This window comes from Halomicrobium zhouii, assembly GCF_900114435.1.
In the GTDB taxonomy this organism is placed as follows: domain Archaea; phylum Halobacteriota; class Halobacteria; order Halobacteriales; family Haloarculaceae; genus Halomicrobium; species Halomicrobium zhouii.
This window is the reverse complement of record NZ_FOZK01000001.1, coordinates 582,095-602,272: the sequence shown is the minus strand read 5'-3', so window position 1 is coordinate 602,272 and position 20,178 is coordinate 582,095. Positions and strand designations below refer to the sequence as shown.

The 20,178-nt window shown below is 68.5% G+C and carries 15 protein-coding genes; 8 read left to right on the top strand and 7 right to left on the bottom strand.

From position 1 onward, the window contains the following. Positions 1 to 146: 146 nt before the first annotated feature. Positions 147 to 671, top strand: coding sequence for a preprotein translocase subunit SecD family protein (locus BM337_RS02825; RefSeq protein ID WP_143117623.1), 525 nt, complete (start codon positions 147 to 149; stop codon positions 669 to 671). A 98-nt stretch (positions 672 to 769) separates the two neighbouring features. On the opposite strand, the gene BM337_RS02820 is transcribed toward BM337_RS02825, so the two are convergent. The 6 genes from BM337_RS02820 to BM337_RS02795 all read right to left on the bottom strand — a co-directional run bounded on the left by BM337_RS02820 (position 770) and on the right by BM337_RS02795 (position 8,852). Further along, positions 770 to 1,660 (bottom strand): ketopantoate reductase family protein, encoded by an 891-nt coding sequence (locus tag BM337_RS02820; RefSeq protein ID WP_089813696.1) that lies wholly within the window; start codon positions 1,658 to 1,660, stop codon positions 770 to 772. Positions 1,661 to 2,286: 626 nt separating this feature from the next. Continuing rightward, complete coding sequence (locus BM337_RS02815) at positions 2,287 to 2,589, bottom strand: DUF7130 family rubredoxin-like protein (protein ID WP_089813694.1); 303 nt, start codon at positions 2,587 to 2,589, stop codon at positions 2,287 to 2,289. A gap of 51 nt (positions 2,590 to 2,640) precedes the next feature. Next, positions 2,641 to 3,669, bottom strand: coding sequence for a DUF7544 domain-containing protein (locus BM337_RS02810; RefSeq protein ID WP_089813692.1), 1,029 nt, complete (start codon positions 3,667 to 3,669; stop codon positions 2,641 to 2,643). A 71-nt stretch (positions 3,670 to 3,740) separates the two neighbouring features. Continuing rightward, the gene (gene metX / locus BM337_RS02805; RefSeq protein ID WP_089813689.1) at positions 3,741 to 4,949 is read right to left on the bottom strand and encodes a homoserine O-acetyltransferase MetX; all 1,209 of its coding nucleotides are present in this window, start codon (positions 4,947 to 4,949) and stop codon (positions 3,741 to 3,743) included. A 17-nt stretch (positions 4,950 to 4,966) separates the two neighbouring features. After that, the gene (locus BM337_RS02800; RefSeq protein WP_089815532.1) at positions 4,967 to 6,262 is read right to left on the bottom strand and encodes an O-acetylhomoserine aminocarboxypropyltransferase/cysteine synthase family protein; all 1,296 of its coding nucleotides are present in this window, start codon (positions 6,260 to 6,262) and stop codon (positions 4,967 to 4,969) included. Positions 6,263 to 7,241: 979 nt separating this feature from the next. Then, positions 7,242 to 8,852 carry a family 43 glycosylhydrolase gene (locus BM337_RS02795; protein WP_089813687.1) on the bottom strand — a complete coding sequence of 537 codons (1,611 nt, stop codon included), beginning with the start codon at positions 8,850 to 8,852 and terminating at the stop codon, positions 7,242 to 7,244. A 911-nt stretch (positions 8,853 to 9,763) separates the two neighbouring features. Here BM337_RS02795 and BM337_RS02790 point away from each other — a divergent pair. The 4 genes from BM337_RS02790 to BM337_RS02775 are packed head-to-tail and all read left to right on the top strand — an operon-like array spanning position 9,764 to position 16,339. Beyond that, complete coding sequence (locus tag BM337_RS02790) at positions 9,764 to 12,628, top strand: transglutaminase TgpA family protein (protein WP_089813685.1); 2,865 nt, start codon at positions 9,764 to 9,766, stop codon at positions 12,626 to 12,628. Further along, complete coding sequence (locus BM337_RS02785) at positions 12,628 to 13,263, top strand: DUF7269 family protein (protein WP_089813684.1); 636 nt, start codon at positions 12,628 to 12,630, stop codon at positions 13,261 to 13,263. Before BM337_RS02790 ends, BM337_RS02785 begins: the two co-directional genes overlap by 1 nt. Beyond that, positions 13,260 to 14,723, top strand: coding sequence for a DUF7507 domain-containing protein (locus BM337_RS02780; protein ID WP_089813681.1), 1,464 nt, complete (start codon positions 13,260 to 13,262; stop codon positions 14,721 to 14,723). Before BM337_RS02785 ends, BM337_RS02780 begins: the two co-directional genes overlap by 4 nt. Then, on the top strand, positions 14,720 to 16,339 hold the full coding sequence (locus tag BM337_RS02775; RefSeq protein WP_089813679.1) for a DUF7519 family protein: 1,620 nt from the start codon (positions 14,720 to 14,722) through the stop codon (positions 16,337 to 16,339). The genes BM337_RS02780 and BM337_RS02775 overlap by 4 nt, the downstream gene beginning before the upstream one ends. 24 nt (positions 16,340 to 16,363) lie before the next feature. On the opposite strand, the gene BM337_RS02770 is transcribed toward BM337_RS02775, so the two are convergent. Next, the gene (locus BM337_RS02770; RefSeq protein WP_089813677.1) at positions 16,364 to 17,317 is read right to left on the bottom strand and encodes an AAA family ATPase; all 954 of its coding nucleotides are present in this window, start codon (positions 17,315 to 17,317) and stop codon (positions 16,364 to 16,366) included. A gap of 427 nt (positions 17,318 to 17,744) precedes the next feature. Here BM337_RS02770 and BM337_RS02765 point away from each other — a divergent pair, with 427 nt between their 5' ends. The 3 genes from BM337_RS02765 to BM337_RS02755 all read left to right on the top strand — a co-directional run bounded on the left by BM337_RS02765 (position 17,745) and on the right by BM337_RS02755 (position 19,984). Further along, complete coding sequence (locus BM337_RS02765; RefSeq protein WP_089813675.1) at positions 17,745 to 18,212, top strand: VOC family protein; 468 nt, start codon at positions 17,745 to 17,747, stop codon at positions 18,210 to 18,212. A gap of 48 nt (positions 18,213 to 18,260) precedes the next feature. Next, on the top strand, positions 18,261 to 18,767 hold the full coding sequence (locus tag BM337_RS02760; RefSeq protein ID WP_143117622.1) for a hypothetical protein: 507 nt from the start codon (positions 18,261 to 18,263) through the stop codon (positions 18,765 to 18,767). 104 nt (positions 18,768 to 18,871) lie between these two features. Next, a complete protein-coding gene (locus BM337_RS02755) occupies positions 18,872 to 19,984 on the top strand; it encodes a pyridoxal-phosphate-dependent aminotransferase family protein (RefSeq protein WP_089815530.1) in 1,113 nt (370 codons plus the stop codon). The last annotated feature ends 194 nt before the right edge of the window (positions 19,985 to 20,178 follow it).

Below are 20,178 nucleotides of genomic sequence, written 5' to 3'. Positions count from 1 at the left end.
CGCGAAGGTCGATGGACGAGCACCGTGAGTCCATCGGAACTGAGTTCTCGCGAAGCGGCCGCGAAGCGGCCGCGAGGGGATGTGGATCGGTGACAAAGACGGACTAGTCCAGAAAGTACTTGGTGGGTAAACATCAGCTAACTCACATGCAGTGTTCCCGCAGAGACACGATAGCCCTCCTCTCCAGTACAGCCCTCCTCGGAACCGCCGGTTGCATGCAGGGGTCGTCCGACGAACCCGAAACGAACGGGACGGCCGGCGAATCGGGGACGGCGGCGACGGCCGACGGGTCGGAACAGACGCCGGCCAGCGCCCTATTTGCCACCGTCTCGGGACCCGACGGCGAACAGACCTTCTTCCAGAAGGACACCGTGGCGAACGTCGGCGACGTCCGCGAGCAACCGGATTCCGACGGCTACGAACTCGCAGCCACGCTCACCGACGGGGGAACCGACAGCGCGAGCGAGGCGCTCCAGGCGACCGGGGCCGCCGAAGCCCCCGACGACGCCACGATTACGGTGACGGTCGACGGTGAGGAAGCGAGTACGTACGCAGTGGCGCCGAGCCTCGCAGAGAGTGTCACCGAGGACGACTGGGACGGACTCCTCCTCATGCAGTTCGAGGACGAAGAGACCGCGAAAACCGTCAAGACCAAAATCGAGGAAAGCTGAGTCAGCGGCGTCCTCGCACCCAATTCTGGAACGCCCCCACAGACTGAGTGGCCGGTCCGTTCGGGCTGCCGAACGGGACGGCGAGTTCGGGGCTGCGGTCAGCGGAGCCCTCGCTCCCGCTCCCACGCGCGGACGAGCGCGGTCAGCGTCCGGTTGACCGGGACCGCTTCGCCCGCCGCGGCGTCGACGACGTAGCCGTTGATGGCGTCGACCTCCGTCCTGGACCCCGAGTCGACGTCCTGGAGCATCGACGAGCGATTCGCCGCGGTGTCGGCCGCGACGGACGCCACGCGTGAGACGACGGGTTCGTCGGAGAGGTCGACTCCCTGCTCGCGCGCGACGCGAGCGACTTCCCTGGCCGACGCCGCGGCGACGTCGCCACCCGGCCCGTCGACCAGGGCTCCGTTCTCGACGCGAGCCAGCGCCGTGGTCGCGTTGATCCCGGCGTTGACGGCCAGTTTCTCCCAGAGCCGCCGGTGCACGTCGTCGGCGACGACGGTCTCGATGCCGGCGTCGTCGAAGGCCACCCCAACCTCGTCCGCGACGGTCGAGGAGCCGCCCTCGCGCGGGCCGAGTGCGACCTCCCCCACGCCGGTACACGCGACGTGGCCGGGTTCCGCGAGGCGAGCGCCGTAGGTGCACGTCCCCGCGAGGACCGGACACTCCAGCTGCGCGGCGAGCGTCGCCTCGTTACCCATCCCGTTCTGGAGCGAGAGGCAGCTACCGAGGTCGCAGTCGACCAGCGCCGCGGCGGCTTCGGGGGTGTCGTACGCTTTTACGGTGACGACAGCGAGGTCCGCGGCGTCGGGAACGCTGGTCGTCGCCGATGGCGACGTGGTGAACTCGAACGCACCGGAGACGCGAAGTCCGCCCTCCCGAACCGCGGAGACGTGCGGGTCCCGCCCGACGAGCGTGACGTCGTGCTCCCGGGCGAGTAGTCCGCCGACCAGGCTTCCCAGACTTCCTGCGCCGAAGACGACGACGTTCATTGGCGATGTGTGGGCGTGGCCCCGTGAAAAAGGCGCTGCCCGCGTGATGCGTGTGGGTGTGAACTAAGCGGGTGGTTCGTGGGACTTTTGCTGGGAGAAATGACACCGCCAACACCCAGAAAGCCCTCGGCGCGCTCCGGTCCCGCGGACCGACTGCGCGCGCTCGTCCCTCGCGTGCTTATCGGTCCGGGGTTCCCGGACCCCGCCTCGCCCTTTCAGTCCTCCGAGGACAGCACCGCAGCCCTGCCCTTCCCCTGGTCGGCCGACGAGACGGCCTCCCGGCCGGGCGGTTGCGGAGCGGTCAGGAAGCGTGTCGCGCCGCCAGGCGCGACCGGGGAGGGGTGGCGGGGCCAATCGCGAGTGCGTTTTATCGCGCGAGCGACGGCTGTCCCTGGGGGACTGAAAGGGCGAGGTGGGGTCGCGCTGCAAGGCAGTCGCTCAGCGGGCCCTACCCGAACGCACGTGAGGGTATCCCGCTGAGCGACCGCGAGCCCGCCGAGGGCTTTCGAGGTGTTTACGGTCGTGCTCACTCAGGTCGTTTCGGCCGTCACAGATCGATACGTAGCTGATCTGTACTGACCAGCCGTGAAAGTACGGGAAGAGACGACTCGAAGAGCCCGACGTCCCTAGTCCTCCGTCCAGTAGTATATCTCCTCCTTCGGCGCGCCGCAGTTGGGACACTCCTGGGGGATGTCCTCGATTTCGCCCATCTCGCCGCAGTTCCAGCAGCGCCACATCAGTTCGCCTTCGCCGGAGCGGCCGGGGGTGACGTGCTCGCTGGACAGCGCCTCGATGCCGTCCTCCTGGGTGACGTAGAAGCCGTGTTCGTCGAAGCCCCGTATCGTCCCGAGCGCGACGCCGTCCTCGGAGTACACCGTCTCGCCGAAGCCGATGCCCAGTTCCTGAGCGGTTTCGTGGTCGTCTGCCATATCGTGACAGTTCACTGGGAACGCCTATAAAACTGGACCGGCGGGCCCGCCTCAGAGTGCGTCGCCGTCACCGCCCGACTCGACGTCGGAGCGGACGGCTGCACGCTGTTCGGGAATGATGTCGAGGTCCGCGTCGACGTCGCCGAGCACGAGCAGCGCGTAGTAGCGGAGGTACGTCTGGACCGGGACCGTGACCAGCAACGCGACCACGAGGGCGGCCAGAGCGAACAGCAGCCCCGTCACGACGAGCCAGGCGATGCCGACCGGTTCGAGGACCGACAGCAGGCCGATGCCGACCGCGAGGAGGATGCCGAAGGGGACGAACAGGACGGCGACCAGGATGCCGGCCACCACGGCGATCAGGACGCCGCCGACGAGCGAGAGGATCCAGGCCGCGACGGCGTAGGCCAGGTACTGCTTCCACTGGCTTTTGATAGTGGGCCAGAGGCGCCGCCAGCCGTCGACGACGCCGCGGTCCTCGAGTAGCATGATCGGGACGACGAAGTTCGTGGTGAAGCTGTCGACCAGTCCGACGACGATAGCCAGGACGAAGACGACCGGCAGGAGGACCACCAGCGCGAGGACGGGCGCGGCGAAGCCGCCTGTGCCGAGTGCCACGGGCGCGAAGAACAGTGCCATCACGGCGAGGAACGGCGCCAAGAACAGCAGCCCGACGACCAGACGGAAGCCGAACAGACGGAGTCCCTTGCGCCAGTAGCGGCCCCAGTACTCGCGGATCGAGACGTCCTCCGTCCGGAGCGACTCGACGAAGACGAACTCCATCACCGCGGCGACGAAGAACAGCGCCAGCGCGAGGGCCACGAGAACGAGGACGACGGCGCCGACGAGCAGCCAGAAGTCCGGACCGGGGTCGAACGCCGGGAACTCCTCGGCGGGCGGCGCACCCGGTTCCCCGCCGTTGGCCCCCGAGAAACTCGTCCCCGGGAAGTTGGCGCCCGCGCCACCGACGAAGAAGACGATCAGCGCGAGTTTGAGCCACGTCGTGCGGTCGATGCTCGTGAGGAACGCCCGCGTCACCGCGTAGGCGTCGTCGACGTCGTCCAGCGCGTACAGTGCCATACGTGTGCCTACGACGGCAGACCCCTTAGTTCTGTAACAGGAATTTCAGACGCGGAACGTCGAGCGAAGGTTCAGGAGAACAGACTGGTGTGCACCGGGGCGAAGTCGCTCTCGCCCTCCTCCTCGTCGCCAGCAGTGTCCGTTACGGCGTTGCCGGCGACGCCCGCTTCGAGGAAGTCCGCCACCGGCGGGCCGACGTGGTCGGGTTCGACGAGGAAGGCGTCGTGGCCGTGGTCCGAGTCGACGACGTGGTGGGCCGCCTCCACGTCCGCGCTCCGGAGGCTGTCGGCCAGCGACTCGGCCTGCTGGGTGGTGAAGTGCCAGTCGCCGGTAAAGGACATCACCAGCGCCTCGCCCTCGAAGGCGGCCAGCGCGTCGGCGTCGGACTCGAAGCCCGAGGACAGGTCGTAGTTGTCCATCGCGCGCGTCAGGTAGAGGTAGCTGTTGGCGTCGAAGCGCTCGACGAACTTCTCGGCCTGGTAGTCGAGGTAGCTCTCGACGTCCCGGTAGGGGAAGAAGTTCGCGGCCGGGTCGGCGGGGAACGACCGGACGGCGTCCCGGCCGGCGGCGCGGCGGCCGAACTTCCGCTCCATGCTGGCCTTCGAGAGGTACATGACGTGGCCCAGTTGTCGCGCCAGTGCCAGCCCGTCTTTCGGGTTCGGCCGGTCCTCGCCGTAGTAGTCGCCACCGTTCCAGTCCTCGTCGGTGGTGATGGCCCGGCGGGCGACGGCGTCGATGGCGAGACACTGCGTGTCGAGACGGGCCGCCGCGGCGATGGGGACGATGCGCTCGACGTGGTCGGGGTGGCGCGTCGCCCACTCGAGGACGTTCATCCCGCCGACGGACCCGCCAACGACGGCGTGGAGGTGGGGGACGCCGAGTTCGTCCAGCAGCGCGCGCTGGGCCTCGGTCCAGTCGCCGACCGTCACGGGCGGGAAGTCGGTACCGTAGGGCTCGCCCGTCTCGGGGTTCTCGCTCGCGGGCCCGGTCGAGCCGTAACAGGAGCCGGGGACGTTCGCGCAGACGACGTAGTACTCGGTGGTGTCGACGGCCTTCCCGGCGCCGACGATGTCGTCCCACCAGGCGCGGGCCTGGCCGCCGGTGTCGCTGCGGTGAGTACCCGCGACGTGGGCGCTCCCCGTGAGGGCGTGACAGACCAGCACCGCGTTGTCGCCAGTGAACTCGCCGTAGGCCTCGTACTCGATCTCCAGGTCGGGGATCGTCTCCCCGCACTCGAACTCGAACTCGCCGAGCGAGACCGTGTCGTGTTCGACCTCCATCCTATGTCCCCTCCACGTCAGTTCACCCGTCCGATAGCCTGCTCGAAGTCTGCGACGATGTCCTGGGACTCTTCGATGCCGACGCTACATCTGACCAGGTCGGGCGTGACGCCGCTCTCGCGCTGTTCTTCCTCCGACTGCTGGGCGTGCGTGGTCGAGGCCGGGTGGATGACCAGCGTCTTCGCGTCGCCGATGTTCGCGAGGAAGGAGGCCAGTTCGACCTCCTCGCAGAAGCGCCGACTGGCCTCGTAGCCGCCCTCCAGCCCGAAGGTGACGATGCCACCGAACCCCCCGTCGAGGTACTTCCGGGCCGCCTCGTGGGTCTCGTGGTCGTCCAGCCCGGGGTAGGTGACCCAGGCGACGTCTGGGTGGTCCTCGAGGAACTCCGCGACGGCCAGCGCGTTCGAGCAGTGCTGGTCCATCCGGAGCTTCAGGGTCTCCAGTCCCTGCAGCGTCGCCCAGGCGTCGAAGGGCTTCTGGCCGTCGCCGAGGTTGCGCACCGAGCGCTGCTTGGCCGCCATGGCGAACGCCTGGTCGCCGTACTGCTCGGAGAAGTTGACGCCCTGGAAGCCGGGGCTCTCGCCGCCGAGTTCGGGGTACTTCTCGGGGTGGTCGCCCCAGGGGAAACTGCCGCCGTCGACGAGGACGCCGCCCACCGTCGTTCCAGACCCGTGGATCCACTTCGTCGTCGACTCCCAGATGACGTCGACGCCGTAGTCGAGGGGGTTACAGAGATACGGCGTCCCGAAGGTGTTGTCGACGAACACCGGAACGTCGCGCTCGTGGGCGACTTCGACGATCTCCTCGATGGGCGGCACCACGAGCGAGGGGTTGCCGATGGTCTCGAAGTGGACGTAGGCGGTGTCGTCGTCGATGGCCTCGGCGTAGGCCTCGGGGTCGAGCGTGTCGACGAAGCGTGCCTCGATCCCCCGGCGCGCGCCGATGGTCCGCATGTAGCCGTGGGTGCCGCCGTAGATAGACGCCGCCGAGACGATATTGTCGCCCGCGCTCGCGAGGATGGAGGTCCCCGCGTCGAGGGCGGCCATCCCCGCGCCGGTCGCGACGGCGGCCGTCCCTCCTTCGAGGTCGGCGATGCGCTGTTCCAGCATCGCCACGGTCGGGTTGTCGAACCGGGAGTAGACGTTGCCGTCCTCTGCGAGCGAGTACAGGTCCGCCGCGTGCTGGGCGTCCTCGAAGACGTACGAACTCGTCTGGTAGATGGGGGGCGCGCGAGCGCGCGTGGCGGAGTCGGGCTCGGCCTGGCCCGAGTGGACACAGCGCGTCCCGAACCCCTGGGCGTCGTCGTTGGTCATGTACGTCATGCATATATCTCCAGACATCTATAACCAAGAGTTACGGCAATATTCGCTGTGACAGTAGTTGTCGCACGACGTCGGAGAGAGGCAGAGGAAATAATAGAAAATTTATTATTTCCGAGAATAGACAGGGTACTTGCAATGTCAATCGACACACTGTATCCCCCGATTCATCAGAAAGTGAGAAGACAGTACCAGATCCAGGAAACGCGCCAAATCACCCACAAATTGCGTTGGTGGAGAAATGTAGATCTACCGACCACCAAAGCATCAGGAGTAGAAAATCCATTTTGGCGTGCAAACAGTAGAATATATCAGAATAAATTTCTATATTGAAATCTGATTTATTTCGCGAGTCTACCGAGACGTCGCGTCGTCACTCCTCCGACAGTGGGCGCGCTCTACCGACCAGTATCCGGTATTAGCGGAAGTCAGTGGCCAGTGCGACGGGCGGCCTCGACGAACAGACGGGTGATCTACATAACAATATTAGTCCCGTTATTCGAACGGCGGAACCCTGCTCGGACGGGAATACGGATCCGGCGTTCCTGAACGACACGCTGTCGGTTAGCCGATCCCAGGTAGACTACCGGTCGTCTGTCTCTGGCTGTCAACGGTCGAACAGAATCGTCCGGTTCTACCGGACAGATGCGAGACGGCCGGTGGACGGCAGACCTATCGCCGTAGGTGCCTGACAGAACCTGTCTCCCCCGGGGCGCCACGGGAGCGCCCCGGCACGACGAGAGGCCGTGCCGTTCTCTTTCCGGTGATGGCGGATGGGTTGGTGGGGCGCACCCGCCCGGAACGCTCACGGCGCCGCTACCCGACGCGCGAGCGGTTGCACACCGACGCTGCCGGTACTGGTCGTCGACGCGCAGGTCGCAGCCGCTGGAGGCGCGTTGCGACATCCGGTTGGCCGTCCAGCTGTCGAAAAATGGATCCCGACGCACGGGACGAAGTGGTGAGCCGGCGGTCGTCAGACCGGGTCGAAGTACCACTTCTGGTTGTCGCCCTCCCACCAGCCGTACTGGATGACGTTCCCGCCGTCGCTCGTCGAGGAGTCTTCGACGTCGGCCACGTGGCCGCTGTGGCCGTTGACCAGTCGATAGGTCCCGTCACCGTTGTCGACGACGTCCCAGGTCTGACACGCGTGATTCGTGTCCGAGTACTGCCGGACGTTCGCCCCCTGGTCGGTCGAGGCGCTCGCGACTTCCAGGAACAGGCCGCTGTGGCCGTTTGCCAGGGTGTAGGTCCCGTCGTCGTTCTGGCTCACGTCCCAGGTCTGGCACGCGTGACCCGTGTCCGAGTACTGCCGGACGTTGTCGCCGTCACTCGTTCCGGCGCTGGCGACTTCCAGAAACAGGCCGCTGTTGACGTTCGTTATCCGGTAAGTGCCGGTCGAAATCGAACCGCCACCGCTGCCGCCGCTTCCTCCGCTACCACCGTCGCCGCCGCTTCCACCGTCGCCGCCACTGCCACCGCCACCGCAGTAGCCGCCCTGGCCGGGATTGGGCATCTCGAGGGACGGCGTGCCGTCGCAGCCGATCACCGGCCAGCCGTTCTCCCACTGGATCGGGTCCAGGAAGAGCTGGCGCGCGGGCGGCCAGCCGTACTCGCCAGCGAACTCCGGGCCCTGGGTGTCGTAGGCGTGATAGACGAACCACCAGGAGCCGTCGTCCGCGACCGTCACGTCGCCGTGACCCGGCGCGACGAAGCGATCGTTGTCCCCGAGGTGCGTCGGACCCGCGTTCCACTCGTCGCGGTCGAGTATCGGGGTCCCGTTCATGTCGTGGTACGGCCCGAGGAAGTTCTCCGAGCGCCCGACTTCGATCTCGTACGTGCTGTCGAACCCGTCACAGCAGTCGCCGGTCGAGCCGAAGAAGTACCAGTAGTCGCCCCGCTGGAAGATGACCGTCCCCTCGTAGGCGCTCCCGGCGATCTGGTCGAACGTCCCCGAGTGGAAGTCCTGGAGATCGGGGGTGAGTTCCACCACGTAGACGCCGGCGAAGTTGGCCCAGAAGAGGTACGGCGTCCCGTTCTGGTAGACGAAGTACGGGTCGATGGTGTTGCCCGGGTAGGGGTGGTCCGGGTTGGAGAGGATCTCCCCGTGGTCCGTGAATGGGCCGTCGGGCGTGTCGGACGTCGCGACGCCGATGCCTGGCACCTGACTGTCGTCGTCCCCTCGCGGCCAGAGGGAGTAAAACAGCACCCACTGGCCGTCGTGGTAGTGAACGTCCGGCGCCCAGATCGACCCGTACAGCCACCCGGGCCTGGAGTCGAACGCGTCCCCCTCGTCCGTCCAGTTGACCAGGTCCTGCGAGGAGAGGATGGGCACCAGCCGCTCGTCGGCGTCGTCGTTGTAGCTCATGTTCGAAGCGTACGTCCAATAGGTCCCGTCGTCGGCCCGATGGATCGTCGGGTCGGCGAAGTCCGGTCCGTACAGCGGGTTGTGGTAGTGGGTATCGCTCGGGTCTGCCGTCGCCGAACCGGTCGAGACGGCCGCCCCGGCCGCACCGAGTGCCCCTGCGCCGAGTGATTTCAGGACGCTACGTCGCTCTATCTGCGGATCGTCATGACTGTCTGTCATGCGGTTCGGACTAATGCAGACGAACTTGAAATATATTTCCCTCAATATAATTTTAGTAGTGTGGGAGACGTGGAAAGTGAGCGGTTCGGAAGCGAGAACGACCCCAGGCCGAAGTCCCGTCACTGACCGTCACCAACCAGCCGGTTGGACTGAGTGACGTTCGCACTGTCCGCTCTCGAGACGCCCTCGTCGTCGGTGACGCGTCAGGTGGTGACGTCCACCAGGCAGTAGGCGCCACCGTCGACGTCGACAACGGGCCACTGCCGAACGGAACCGCGCCGGACCACACAATTATCATACAACAAATAGGACTTCCAAATACACAGAAATTCTATGCTACTCCGAGAGTCCGCCCCGGGCTGGAAAGAGAGACGACCGCAAGAACGGGCAAGCGAACGGAAAATCCCACAGAGACCGCCCACGCGCTTACTGTCGGCGAACGACCCCCATCAGCACACCGATCGTGAACGTGCGAGGCAGGTCGCCCAGAGTGACGAAGTCGAGACGCATACCAGCCACGAGACCACCTGAGAGAGCAGTATTCACCGGAGTTAGTCAGCGCGTCGTCGGCCGGGAGCGTGTAAGTCGTCTCAGGCACGATCACCATCCGGCAGCTCGCCAGGTACCAGAATTGACAGCGTAAATTTGTACACGTGAATTTGATACTACTGGCCTCGCAGGACCGCTACAGCTCGGCTCATGGCTCGTACCCGTCGACGGACTCCGTCGTCGTCCGGTCGACTGCTGACGTCACCACGCCGGTCTCGGCCCCACCGTCGCCGCGTCCTCGGTCCCGAACCGGTCACTCACAGACGGCTACATTTATTGCCCGCCGAGAACCAAACGAACTATCACGAGTGCAGTCCCCCAACGCCTTCCGTGCGATCCGTCGATTATCATCCCTCTGAGGCATGTCTACTGACGATTCTCCGTTTCCCGACCTCGACGGCTCGCGCGACTACTCGCGAGTGCTTCTCGTCCTGGTCTCGCTGCTCGCCGTGCTGGTCGCGTCCTCGGCCCTCCCGGTGCTCGCACCGGCGGGCACCCAGAGCCCGGTCGAGTCGCTGGTCCCGATTCCCGCCGGCTCCGGCGGCGGGGGCGGCGTCTCGACGGCCGGCCCCGGCGGCGGCAGTATGGGCGCGCTGAGTCCCGGCCAGCAAACGAACGTCGGCGGGTCGCTCGGCGGCCAGAACGCACTGCAGTCCCAGAACGCCGAGATACACTTCGTCGTCCGGAGCACCGACCCAGCGTACTGGCGCACCGGCGCCTACGGCAACTATACGGGCGTCGGCTGGAGACAGGACGGCGAGACCCGACCGTACAACGGGTCCATCGAGACGCGCGGCCCCGACGGCCGCGAGGTGACCTACGAGGTAGAGCTCAACCGCACTGCGAGGTCGCTCCCGACCGTCTGGCGCCCGGAGACGGTCTCGCGTGAGAACCTGCTGGTCACCGACGGCGGCGCCGTCCAGGCCGAGGCGGCGCTCGGCCCCGGGACGACCTATCGTGGCGTGAGCGACCGACCGCCGTCGGACGAGAACCTGCTCCGGACCGCCGGCACCGACTACCCCACCGAGATCGAGGAGCGATACACCCAGTTGCCGGCCAGCACCGAGGGACGCCTCGGGGCGAAGACGAGTCAGATAACAGACGGCGCCTCGACGCCCTACGAACGGGCAACCCGGATCGAGGCCTGGCTGGAGTCGAACAAGGAGTACTCGCTGAACGTGAGCCGACCGCCCGACGACGACGTCGCCAGCGAGTTCGTCTTCGAGATGGACGCGGGCTACTGCGAGTACTTCGCCACCTCGATGGTGGCCATGCTCCGGAGCCAGGACGTCCCGGCCCGCTACGTCGTCGGCTACTCCACCGGCCAGCCCGTCGACGAGGACACCTACACCGTCCGCGGGATGAACGCCCACGCCTGGGTCGAGGTGTACTTCCCCGACGTCGGCTGGGTGCAGTTCGACCCGACGCCGGCCAGCGAGCGACTCCAGCAGGAGCAGGAATCGCTGGAGAACCAGACCGGCGAATCCTTCGAGACGCCGTCGCCCGAGGCGACCCCCACGCCCGGCGCGACGCCGACGCCCGACGATACCGACGGAAGCACCGGCACGGAGACGGCCGACGGTTCAGGACCGGCGACGCCGACCGGGACGCCGACGGACACGCCCACGCCGACTGGGAGCACCGACGGCGAGGGCGACGAGACCGGGCCAGGGAGCGGTGACGGCGAGGGCGGCGGCGACGGGACGGCCGACCGACAGCGCGAGGCCGGCGAGTACTTCGTCACGCTCAACCGCTCGGCCGCCCCCGGCGCGACGGTCGAGGTCACCGTCCGCGACGGCCGGCTCATGCCCGGCGTCACCGTCCTGTTCAACGGCGAGTCTATCGGCCAGACCGGACCGGACGGCACCGTCGTCGGTGAGGTTCCCTACGCCGAGCAGTTGAACGTCTCCGTCGTCGACGCCCAGAATGCCGGGCTCGTCGCACCCGTCGTCCCCCGGGGCGAGGACGGACGCCTCTTCGCCGTCGACGGAGTGCAAGCCAACGCCTCGACGACGTTCACCCTGTCGACGAACGCGACGGTGACGGTGACCGGCGACGCCGTCACCGGCGAGACGGTGACCGTGACGGCGTTCGTCGACGACGTCCCCGTCCGTGACGCCCCGGTCACCCTCGACGGCGAGGAAGTCGCCCGGACTAACCGGGACGGCCGGGCGGACGTGAAGCTCCCGACCGAACCCGGGAACGTGACGCTGGCCGTCGAACGCGGCTCCGTCACCGGCGAGACGACGCTCGACCTGGCGCGACTGAACGTCACCACCGAACCGACCGCCCCGCTCGCGCTGCCCTTTACCGGCGTCGCGGTCGACGCGACCGTGGACGGCGACCCGGCGCCCGGCGCCAACGTCATCGTCGACGGCGAGCGGGTCGCGACGACGGGCGTCGACGGGACGGCCACGGCGACGCTCCCCTTCGCGTCCGGGGCCACCGTCGAAGTCACGAAGTACGGGCAGCGTCGGGGCACGACGTACGACGGCCTGTTCCTGAATCTCGGGCTGGTCGGCCTGGCAGTGGGCCTCCTCGTCGGCGGCGTCGTCGCCGCGGCGGGCAGGTACGACGTCGACCCGAGTAGCGGCCGTCACTGGGCCTGGCTCGCCGGCCAGTGGGTCGTCGGGGCTGTCGTCGCCGTCGGCGGCGCCGCCGACACCGCGCTCGCCCGCCTCGCGGAGCGGGCACGCCTCACCGTCGACCACCTGCGCGCGCTCGTCGAGGGGCGCCGCGACGTCGCGGACCTGCTCGACGCGTTGCGGGCGTGGCTCCGTGACCGGGTCGCGGAAGCACGCACGCCAGTCGAGGACCTGGGCGTCGCCAGCGTCGTCTCCAACGGCGACGACGGCGGGTACGCCGGAGACGCCCACGCGACGATCCGGGAGTCGTGGGGTCGGTTCCTCGACGCCGTCTCGATCCGGCGACCGCACACCCGGACGCCGGGCGAGATAGCCGCCCACGCCGTCGCCGTCGACGGCCTCCCCGAGGCCGAGGTCGAACGGCTCCGGGACGCGTTCCGTGCCGTCGAGTACGGCCAGCGCGACCCGGACGAGCGCGCGCCCGGCGTCGAATCGGCGGCCGAGGCCATCGAGGCTGCGGTCGAGGCTGCCGACGCCGCGGCGGCGAACGACGCAGGCGACGGGGACGCGACTGACGGGGACGGGACTGACGGGGACGCCGAGGCTGATCCCAGCGGAACCGACGCGGGGGTGGCCGACTGATGCGACCGCGGGTCCTCCTCTTCGGCGCGCTCGGTACGCTGGCGACGGTACTGGCGGCCGTCGCGGTGTTCGCCTCCGGCGTCGTCGAGGCCATCGGGCCGCTCGCCGGCCTCGCGAGTGCGCTGGGGGAGGTCGACCGGCGACAGCTGTTGCTCCTGGCGAGCGCCGTCGTCGGGCTGTTCGTGTCGGTGGTGAGCTGGCGAGCGACTGCCTCCGCGAGCGGCGAGGCCGACGCCTTCGACGCGGCGACCGCCGGCCCGCCGGAGTCGGTCACGAGCGGGCGCCAGCGCCTGACGGCGGCGGGAATCGAACGAGATATCGACGCCGCCGTCCGGGGGAACGACGGCGCGAACCGGCACGTCCACGACCGCCTCGGGGAGACCGTGGCCCGCGCCTACGCTCGCTCCGTGGGGTGTTCGGTGGCGGAGGCGCGCACCGCCGTCCGGACCGGCGAGTGGACCGACGACCGGACCGCGGCGGCCACGCTCGCCGACGACGACGGGCCGACTCACTCGCTGTGGTCACGACTGCGCCTCTGGCTCGACCCGGAGGGCGAGCGCCAGCGGCGGTTCGAGTCGGCCGTCCGGGCGGCCGCGCGACTGGTCGGTGACGACCCGGCAGGAGGCGAGCGATGAGCGAGCGCGTCGGCCGCTGGGGCGTCGCGCTCGTCGGCGCGCTGACGCTCGTGAGCGTCGGGCTGCTCGCCGCCGAACCGTTCCTGCTCGCGGCGACGGCCGTCCCGCTCGCCTACGTGCTGTACGGCGCCGTCGCCCGGGTCCCGCCGGGAGCGAGCCTCCGCGCCGAACGCGTCGTCGAGACGGGCAACCCGACGCCGGGAGAGGCCGTCGACGTCGCACTCACGGTGACCAACGACGGCGACGCGGCGCTAACCGACGTCCGCATCGTCGACGGCGTCCCCGGCGAACTCACCGTCGTCGACGGGTCGCCGCGGGCCTGCGAGTCGCTCCGGCCCGGCGACTCCGTCACCGTCCGGTACTCGCTACTGGCCAAGCGCGGCACCTTCGCCTTCGACGACCCGGTCGCCCGTGTGCGGCCGCTGGCGGCGACGGCCGTCGCCACCGCGACGCTCGACGCCGCGGGCGACGCCTCGGTCACCTGCGCCAACGTCGTCTCCGAAGTCCCACTCGCGGACGCGACGCTGCCGCGGGCCGGGACGCTCCCCACCGACAGCGGCGGGAGCGGCCTGGAGTTCCACGCGACGCGCAACTACCAGTCCGGCGACCCCGTCTCCCGCATCGACTGGCGACGCTTCGCCAAGACGAACGAGCTCACGACCGTCCAGTACCGCGAGGAACAGGCCGTCCGCACGGTTCTGGTCGTCGACGCCCGCCCCGTCACGCGGGTCACTCCCGACGCCGGTTACCCGACGGGGGCGGAACTGGGCGCCTACGCCGCCGAACGACTCTTCGACGCGCTGGGCCGGACGAGCGTCGTCGCCAGCGTCGTCGCCGTCGGCCTCGACGCCGACGACGTCGTCGGTGGCCTGGACCCCGACGACCTGGTCTGGGTCGACCCCGGCGGTGACGGCGGCACGGCCGCGCGGGTGTCGCAGGTGTTCGACGGGATACAGGCGGCTGTGGCACGGGGCGAGCGAAGCGAGGCCCGTGGGACGAGCGAACGGGGAGCGGAGCGACCCGCGAGCCGCAGGGAAAGCGGGACCGAAGCGGAAGCCAGCGCCCGGACGGACCCGGAAACCGACTCGCCTCCCTCCCCGGAGACAGACGACGAGACGGTACCCGCTGCAGACGGCGGCGAGGCGCCACACGTCGACGAATCCGCCCGCCGACTGCTGGCGCGCCTGCCGCCGACGGCCCAGGTCGTCCTCTTCTCGCCGTTCGTCGACGACTGGCCGGTCACGCTGACCCAGAGCCTGGCCGCGCGGGGCTACCCGACGACGGTGGTCAGCCCCGACGTCACGCACGGCGGCGGGCTGGGCCAGTCCGTCGTCGGGCTGGAGCGCGACCTGCGCATCCAGTCGGTCGAACTGGCCGGCGCGACGTGCATCGACTGGGACCTGGACGAACCGATCGACATCGCCCTGCGAGCGTCGCTCGCGGACCTCTTCAAAGCATGACCGGACACGACGCCGTCGACGACCCGCAGCCGACCCGCACGAGCACGCTCGTCGTCGTCCTCGCGAGCGTCCTCACCGCCGCGGCGCTCGTCCGCGCCGCGGACGTCGTCTGGCCGGCCCTCCTCGGCGCGATGGGGGCCGTCACGCTCGCCGGCGTCGTCTGGGCGTCGGGCTGGAAGCGCCACGAGGCCGCCGGTAGCGTGCTGGCCAGCGTGCTGGTTCTCCCGGTCGGTATCGGCATCGTGGCCGCGACCGCCGGGACGGTGCTGGTACTCGCCGGCGGGCTCTTCCCGGTCCCGTCTGCCGCCGACGTCCCCGGGACGGTCATCGCGCTCACCGCGCGGGCGGCGGTCGTCACCGGCGCCGTCGCGGCCGTCTTCGGCGCGACGACCGCGACGCGGGGCGTCCTCGACGCCGACACGCTCGAAGACGCGACGACGACGGCAGTCCGGACCGCGGTCGTGCCGTTCTGTCTCGCCATACTGCTCGCCGGCAGCGCCGCGTTGCGCTTCCTCGAATCGAACGACGCCGGTCCGGGGATACAGACCGTCGTCGGCGACGTCCTCCGGGAGATCACGAGCCTGTTCTTCCAGCCCGACCCGCTCGGACCGCACTTGCCCACGTTCGCGGTGATGGCCGGCGCCGCCCTGCTGGCTGCCCACCGGGGAGTCCACGCGCTGCCGATCACCGAGCTCCTCCCCGAGAACGAGACCGGAGACGACTACCGCGAACGCATCGAGGCGGGACAGCGACGACTGCTGTGGGCGGGCCTCGTCGTCCTCGCGGCGGTCCCGATCGCCGCCATCGTCCACCTCGCCGTCCCGCCCCGCCAGCTGCGGGCCGCACTCGGATCGGGACTGTACGACGTCGTGCTCGCCGTCACCGCCAGCCCCGCGCTCCGCTCGCTGGCCTGGTGGGTGATCGTCTGTGGCGTCGCCGTCGCCGGCGTCGTCTGGCTGCTGCGGCGGCTCGTCCAGAGCTCGCCCGACCGCATCGGGAGCGTGCTCGCCCCCTTCGCCGGCGGGGTGGGCGTGGTCGCGCTGGCGTTCGCCGTCTCCGACGACGTCCTGTTCGAGGCCGTCGCGTGGGTCGCCGGACAGCTCCCCGGCCAGTTCTCGACCCAGTTCAGAGAAGTAGTCACTCCCGTGATCAACGTCTACGGCTTCACGACCATCGGCGTCGCCGCCGCGGCAGCGCTGCTCTTCCTCGCGACGGTGGCCGTGAGCGCGCTCTGGGCCGTCCTCGCCACGGGCTACGTCGAGGGGCGGACCGCCGGCGTCACCATCGCCAGCCTGGCGCTGTTCAACACCGCCGCCTTCGCCGGCGTCCTCGACGTCTCGAACCTCCTCGTCCTGGGTGCCCTCGTCGCCGCCGTCCTCGTCTGGGACGCCGGCGAGTTCGGCGTGACGCTGGGCCAGGAGGTCGGCCGCCTGGCGAACACCCGCCGCGCCGAACTCGTCCACGCGACCGGGACTCTCGCCGTCGGTGTAGTCGGCGCCGGCGTCGCGCTGCTCGTCAGCCGGGTCGGCGCCGTCGACGCCGGCACCGGGCCCGTGGCGCTCGGCCTGGTCGCCGTCCTCGGTGGGTTGCTGTTGCTGGTCGTCGCGCTCAGGTGACGGAAGACCGAGAGAAGAAGCGCCTTATTGTGCAACAGCCGGGACTTCGACCTCGCTCACGACGTCGTCGACCACGTCGTGTCGCTCGACGCCACGCACGCTCGCGTCGGCCGTGAGCACCAGCCGGTGGGCGAACACGTCCGCGACCACCGCTTTCACGTCGTCCGGGACGACGTAGTCGCGGCTCTCGATGACGGCCCGTGCGCGCGAGGCCTCGAAGAGGCGCTGGATCCCGCGGGGGGAGACGCCGACGTCGACGCGGTCGTCCTCGCGGGTCGCCCGCCCCAGTTCGACGACGTAGTCCCGGATCTTCCCGTCGACGGTCACCGACTCGGCGACGCGCTGGAGGTCGGGAATCTGCTCGCCGTCGACGATGGCCGTGACGCTGGGTGCCTGGGCGGTGCGGTCAGCCCGGCGGTCGATGAGTTCGCGTTCGCCCTCGAACTCGGGATAGCCCATGGCGGTCTTGACGACGAAGCGGTCGCGCTGGGCCTCCGGGAGGCCGAAGGTCCCCTCCTGCTCGACGGGGTTCTGCGTCGCGATGACGAAGAACGGCTCGGGGAGGGCGTGGGTCTGGCCGTCGACGGTGACCTGCCCCTCGCCCATCGCCTCCAGCAGGGCGGCCTGGGTCTTCGGCGGCGCGCGGTTGATCTCGTCGGCCAGGACGACGTGGGAGAAGATGGGGCCGGGCTGGAACTCGAAGGTGCCCGCGCCCTCGTTGTACACGTTCGAGCCGGTGATGTCCGCTGGCAGGAGGTCCGGCGTGAACTGGATCCGGCGGAAGGACAGGTCGAGCGCGTTCGCGAACGAGCGGGCGGTCAGGGTCTTGCCGGTGCCGGGGACGTCCTCCAGCAGGACGTGCCCGCGGGCGAGGACGCCCGTCAGCACCGCTTCGAGGAAGGCGTCGTCGGCGATGACGGCGCTGCCCACCGCGTCGAGGATCTCGGCGCAGCGGACGGCGGCGGTCTCGTGGTCCATACGGGATGGCCGGCGCGCGGCAAAATAAGTGTGGCTTCAGCGGTCTCAAGATAATCAATCGGGATGACTCAGATCAGGGAATGTGAACGAATAGAAAGCCCCCTCGCGCTCGCCGACTCCGAACGCCACTGCGCGCCTCCCTCCGGTCGGTGCTTGTGGGTTGGTTCGAGAGACCGAAGGTCTCTCGTCATCTGCTCACGGGCGGCTTCGCCGCCCGTTCGCATGGTTCGTGGGACTCGAAGAGTCCCACGCTCATCACGAAAGAGCGAAGCTCTTTCGAACGATATCGTTCGGCGACCGGATGGTCGGCCGTGCCGACCATCTCAAACCTGGCGGCTTCGCCGCCAGGCGCTCGGCCCCTTTCATTCCCACCCGCATCGAATGGGCGAACAGTCTTCATGACGACGGCGCGCCAACTATCGAGACGATGAGCGACACAGATTCCTCCCGCGCTCGTCTCGTCGGCATCAACCACGTCGCGCTGGAAGTCGGCGACGTCGAGGACGCCCTCGACTTCTACGGCGAAATCTTCGAATTCGAGGTGCGCGGCCGAACCGACTCGGCCGCCTTCCTCGACATGGGCGACCAGTTCCTCGCGCTCTCCGAGGTGGACGACCCAGGCGGGGCCGACCAGCACCGTCACTTCGGGCTGGTGGTCGACGACGCCGACGCCGTCGAGCGGCGTCTCGACGCGCTGGACGTCGAGACGCTCACCGGACGAGGACTGGACTTTCTGGACCCCTGGGGTAACCGGATCCAGGTCGTCGACTACGAAGAAATTCAGTTCACGAAGGCCGGCCACGTGCTCCGCGGGATGGGACTGTCGGACCTGGAGAAGTCCGACGACGCGATCGCCGAACTCGCGGAGAAGGGGATGGCGCCCGAGGAGGACTAGCCCGACCACCGAAGTCGTTAATTACCGGGCGGGAGAGTGCGAACACAGATGCCCTCCGACCCGCGCTGTCCGCGCTGCAACGGGAAGGTGAGCGCCAGGGCCGCGTGGTGCATGCACTGCGGCGCGGACATCCAGGTGCCGGGCGAACGGGGCGTCGCCGCGGTGCGGTCCGGCAAGAGCGAGGGGACGCTGGCCCGGCTCGTCAGGAGCTTCGACCGGAACGACGGGACGCGCCAGGTGCTCTCGATTCTCGTCACGGTTCCCGTTCTAATCGTCCTCGTCACCGTCGGGGCGCTCCGTGGCGGCGTCGGGATCGCGCTCGTAGGGGCCGTCGCGCTCGGGGTGTACTTCCGGCTGTGCGGGAGCGCGAGACGGATCGTCGTCCACGGCGCGTACGGCACCGCGGCGCTGATCGGCTGCATCCACCTCGTCGCGACGGATCTCGGTTCCGCGAACCTGCCCGGAGAGCTTTTCCATGGACCGGTGCTCCTGCTCGTCGCACTGCTCCTCGCCGCCGGGTGGTGGACCGACCAGCGCGTCCCAACTCGTCACTGAGCAATCGGGCGTGAGCGAGCGTTCCCGAGCGCTCCATTCCGTGACGGTATCAAAACTACCATACCGTCCGGCCGCAACGGGACCACTACTGAGAGGTGTCCTGCGTGAGCAAAAAACGCGAATACAGAGACGATTACCCCGACAAGACGCTGTACATCCCGGGTCCGACCGAGGTCCGCGAGGACGTCATCGAGGAGATGGCCCAGCCGATGTTCGGCCACCGGATGGACCGGATGACCGACCTCTACACCACCATCGTCGAGGACACGAAGGAGTTCCTCGGCACCGACAACGAGGTCATCGTGCTGACCGGGTCGGGGACCGAGTTCATGGAGAGCTCTATCCTCAACCTCGTCGACGAGAACGTCCTGGTGACGACCTGCGGGAGCTTCAGCGAGCGCCAGGCCAACGTCGCCGAGCGCCTGGGCAAGACAGTCGACACGCTCGAGTACGACTGGGGCCAGGCCGTCAAGCCCGAGGACGTCCGCGAGGCCCTGGAGACGAGCGACAGGGACTACGACGTCGTCACCTGCGTCATGAACGAGTCCTCGACGGGCGTCCGCAACCCCATCGAGGAGATCGGCGACGTCGTCTCGGAGTACCCGGACACCTACTTCGTCGTCGACGCCGTCTCCTCGCTGGGCGGGGACTACGTCGACATCGACGAACACTCGATCGACGTCATCTTCACGTCGGTCCAGAAGGCCTTCGCCATGCCGCCGGGCGTGGCGGTCTGCGTGGTCAGTGACGACGCATACGAGCGCGAGGTCGAGAAGGACTCGGCCTCCTGGTACGGCGGCTTCCAGCGCTCGCTCGACTACTACGACCGGAAGGGCCAGACCCACTCGACGCCGGCCATCCCGGTCATGCTGGCCTACCGCAAGCAGATGAAGCACATGCTGGCCGAGGGTCACCTGGGACGGGACCGGCGCCACGAGGAGATGGCCGAGTACGTCCAGTCGTGGGCCGACGAGCACTTCGCGATGTTCTCCGAGGAGGGGTACCGCTCCCAGACGGTGGGGTGCATCGAGAACACGCGGGGCATCGACGTCGCCGAGACCATCGAGACCGTCTCCGAGGAGTACGACATGGTGTTCTCGAACGGCTACGGCTCTCAGCTCGGCGAACAGACGTTCCGCATCGGCCACATGGGCGAGCACACCGTCGAGAGCGTCAAGGAACTCACCGACGCCATCGAGGACGTCGCCGGGCTGTAGTCGGTACAGGACCGACTCCCTTTCTGATACACCGAGTCCCAAGAGCGAAGAGGCCGCTGTGTGAGTGCCGACTGACGACCCCCCGGCGGGACATATCCAGCTGACGTTTCGGACAGTTTTTCGGTATCAAACGTTATAAATCGGGCCGGAAATCGCCCCATATGTGCCAGTTTCGATTATCAATATTGAATAAC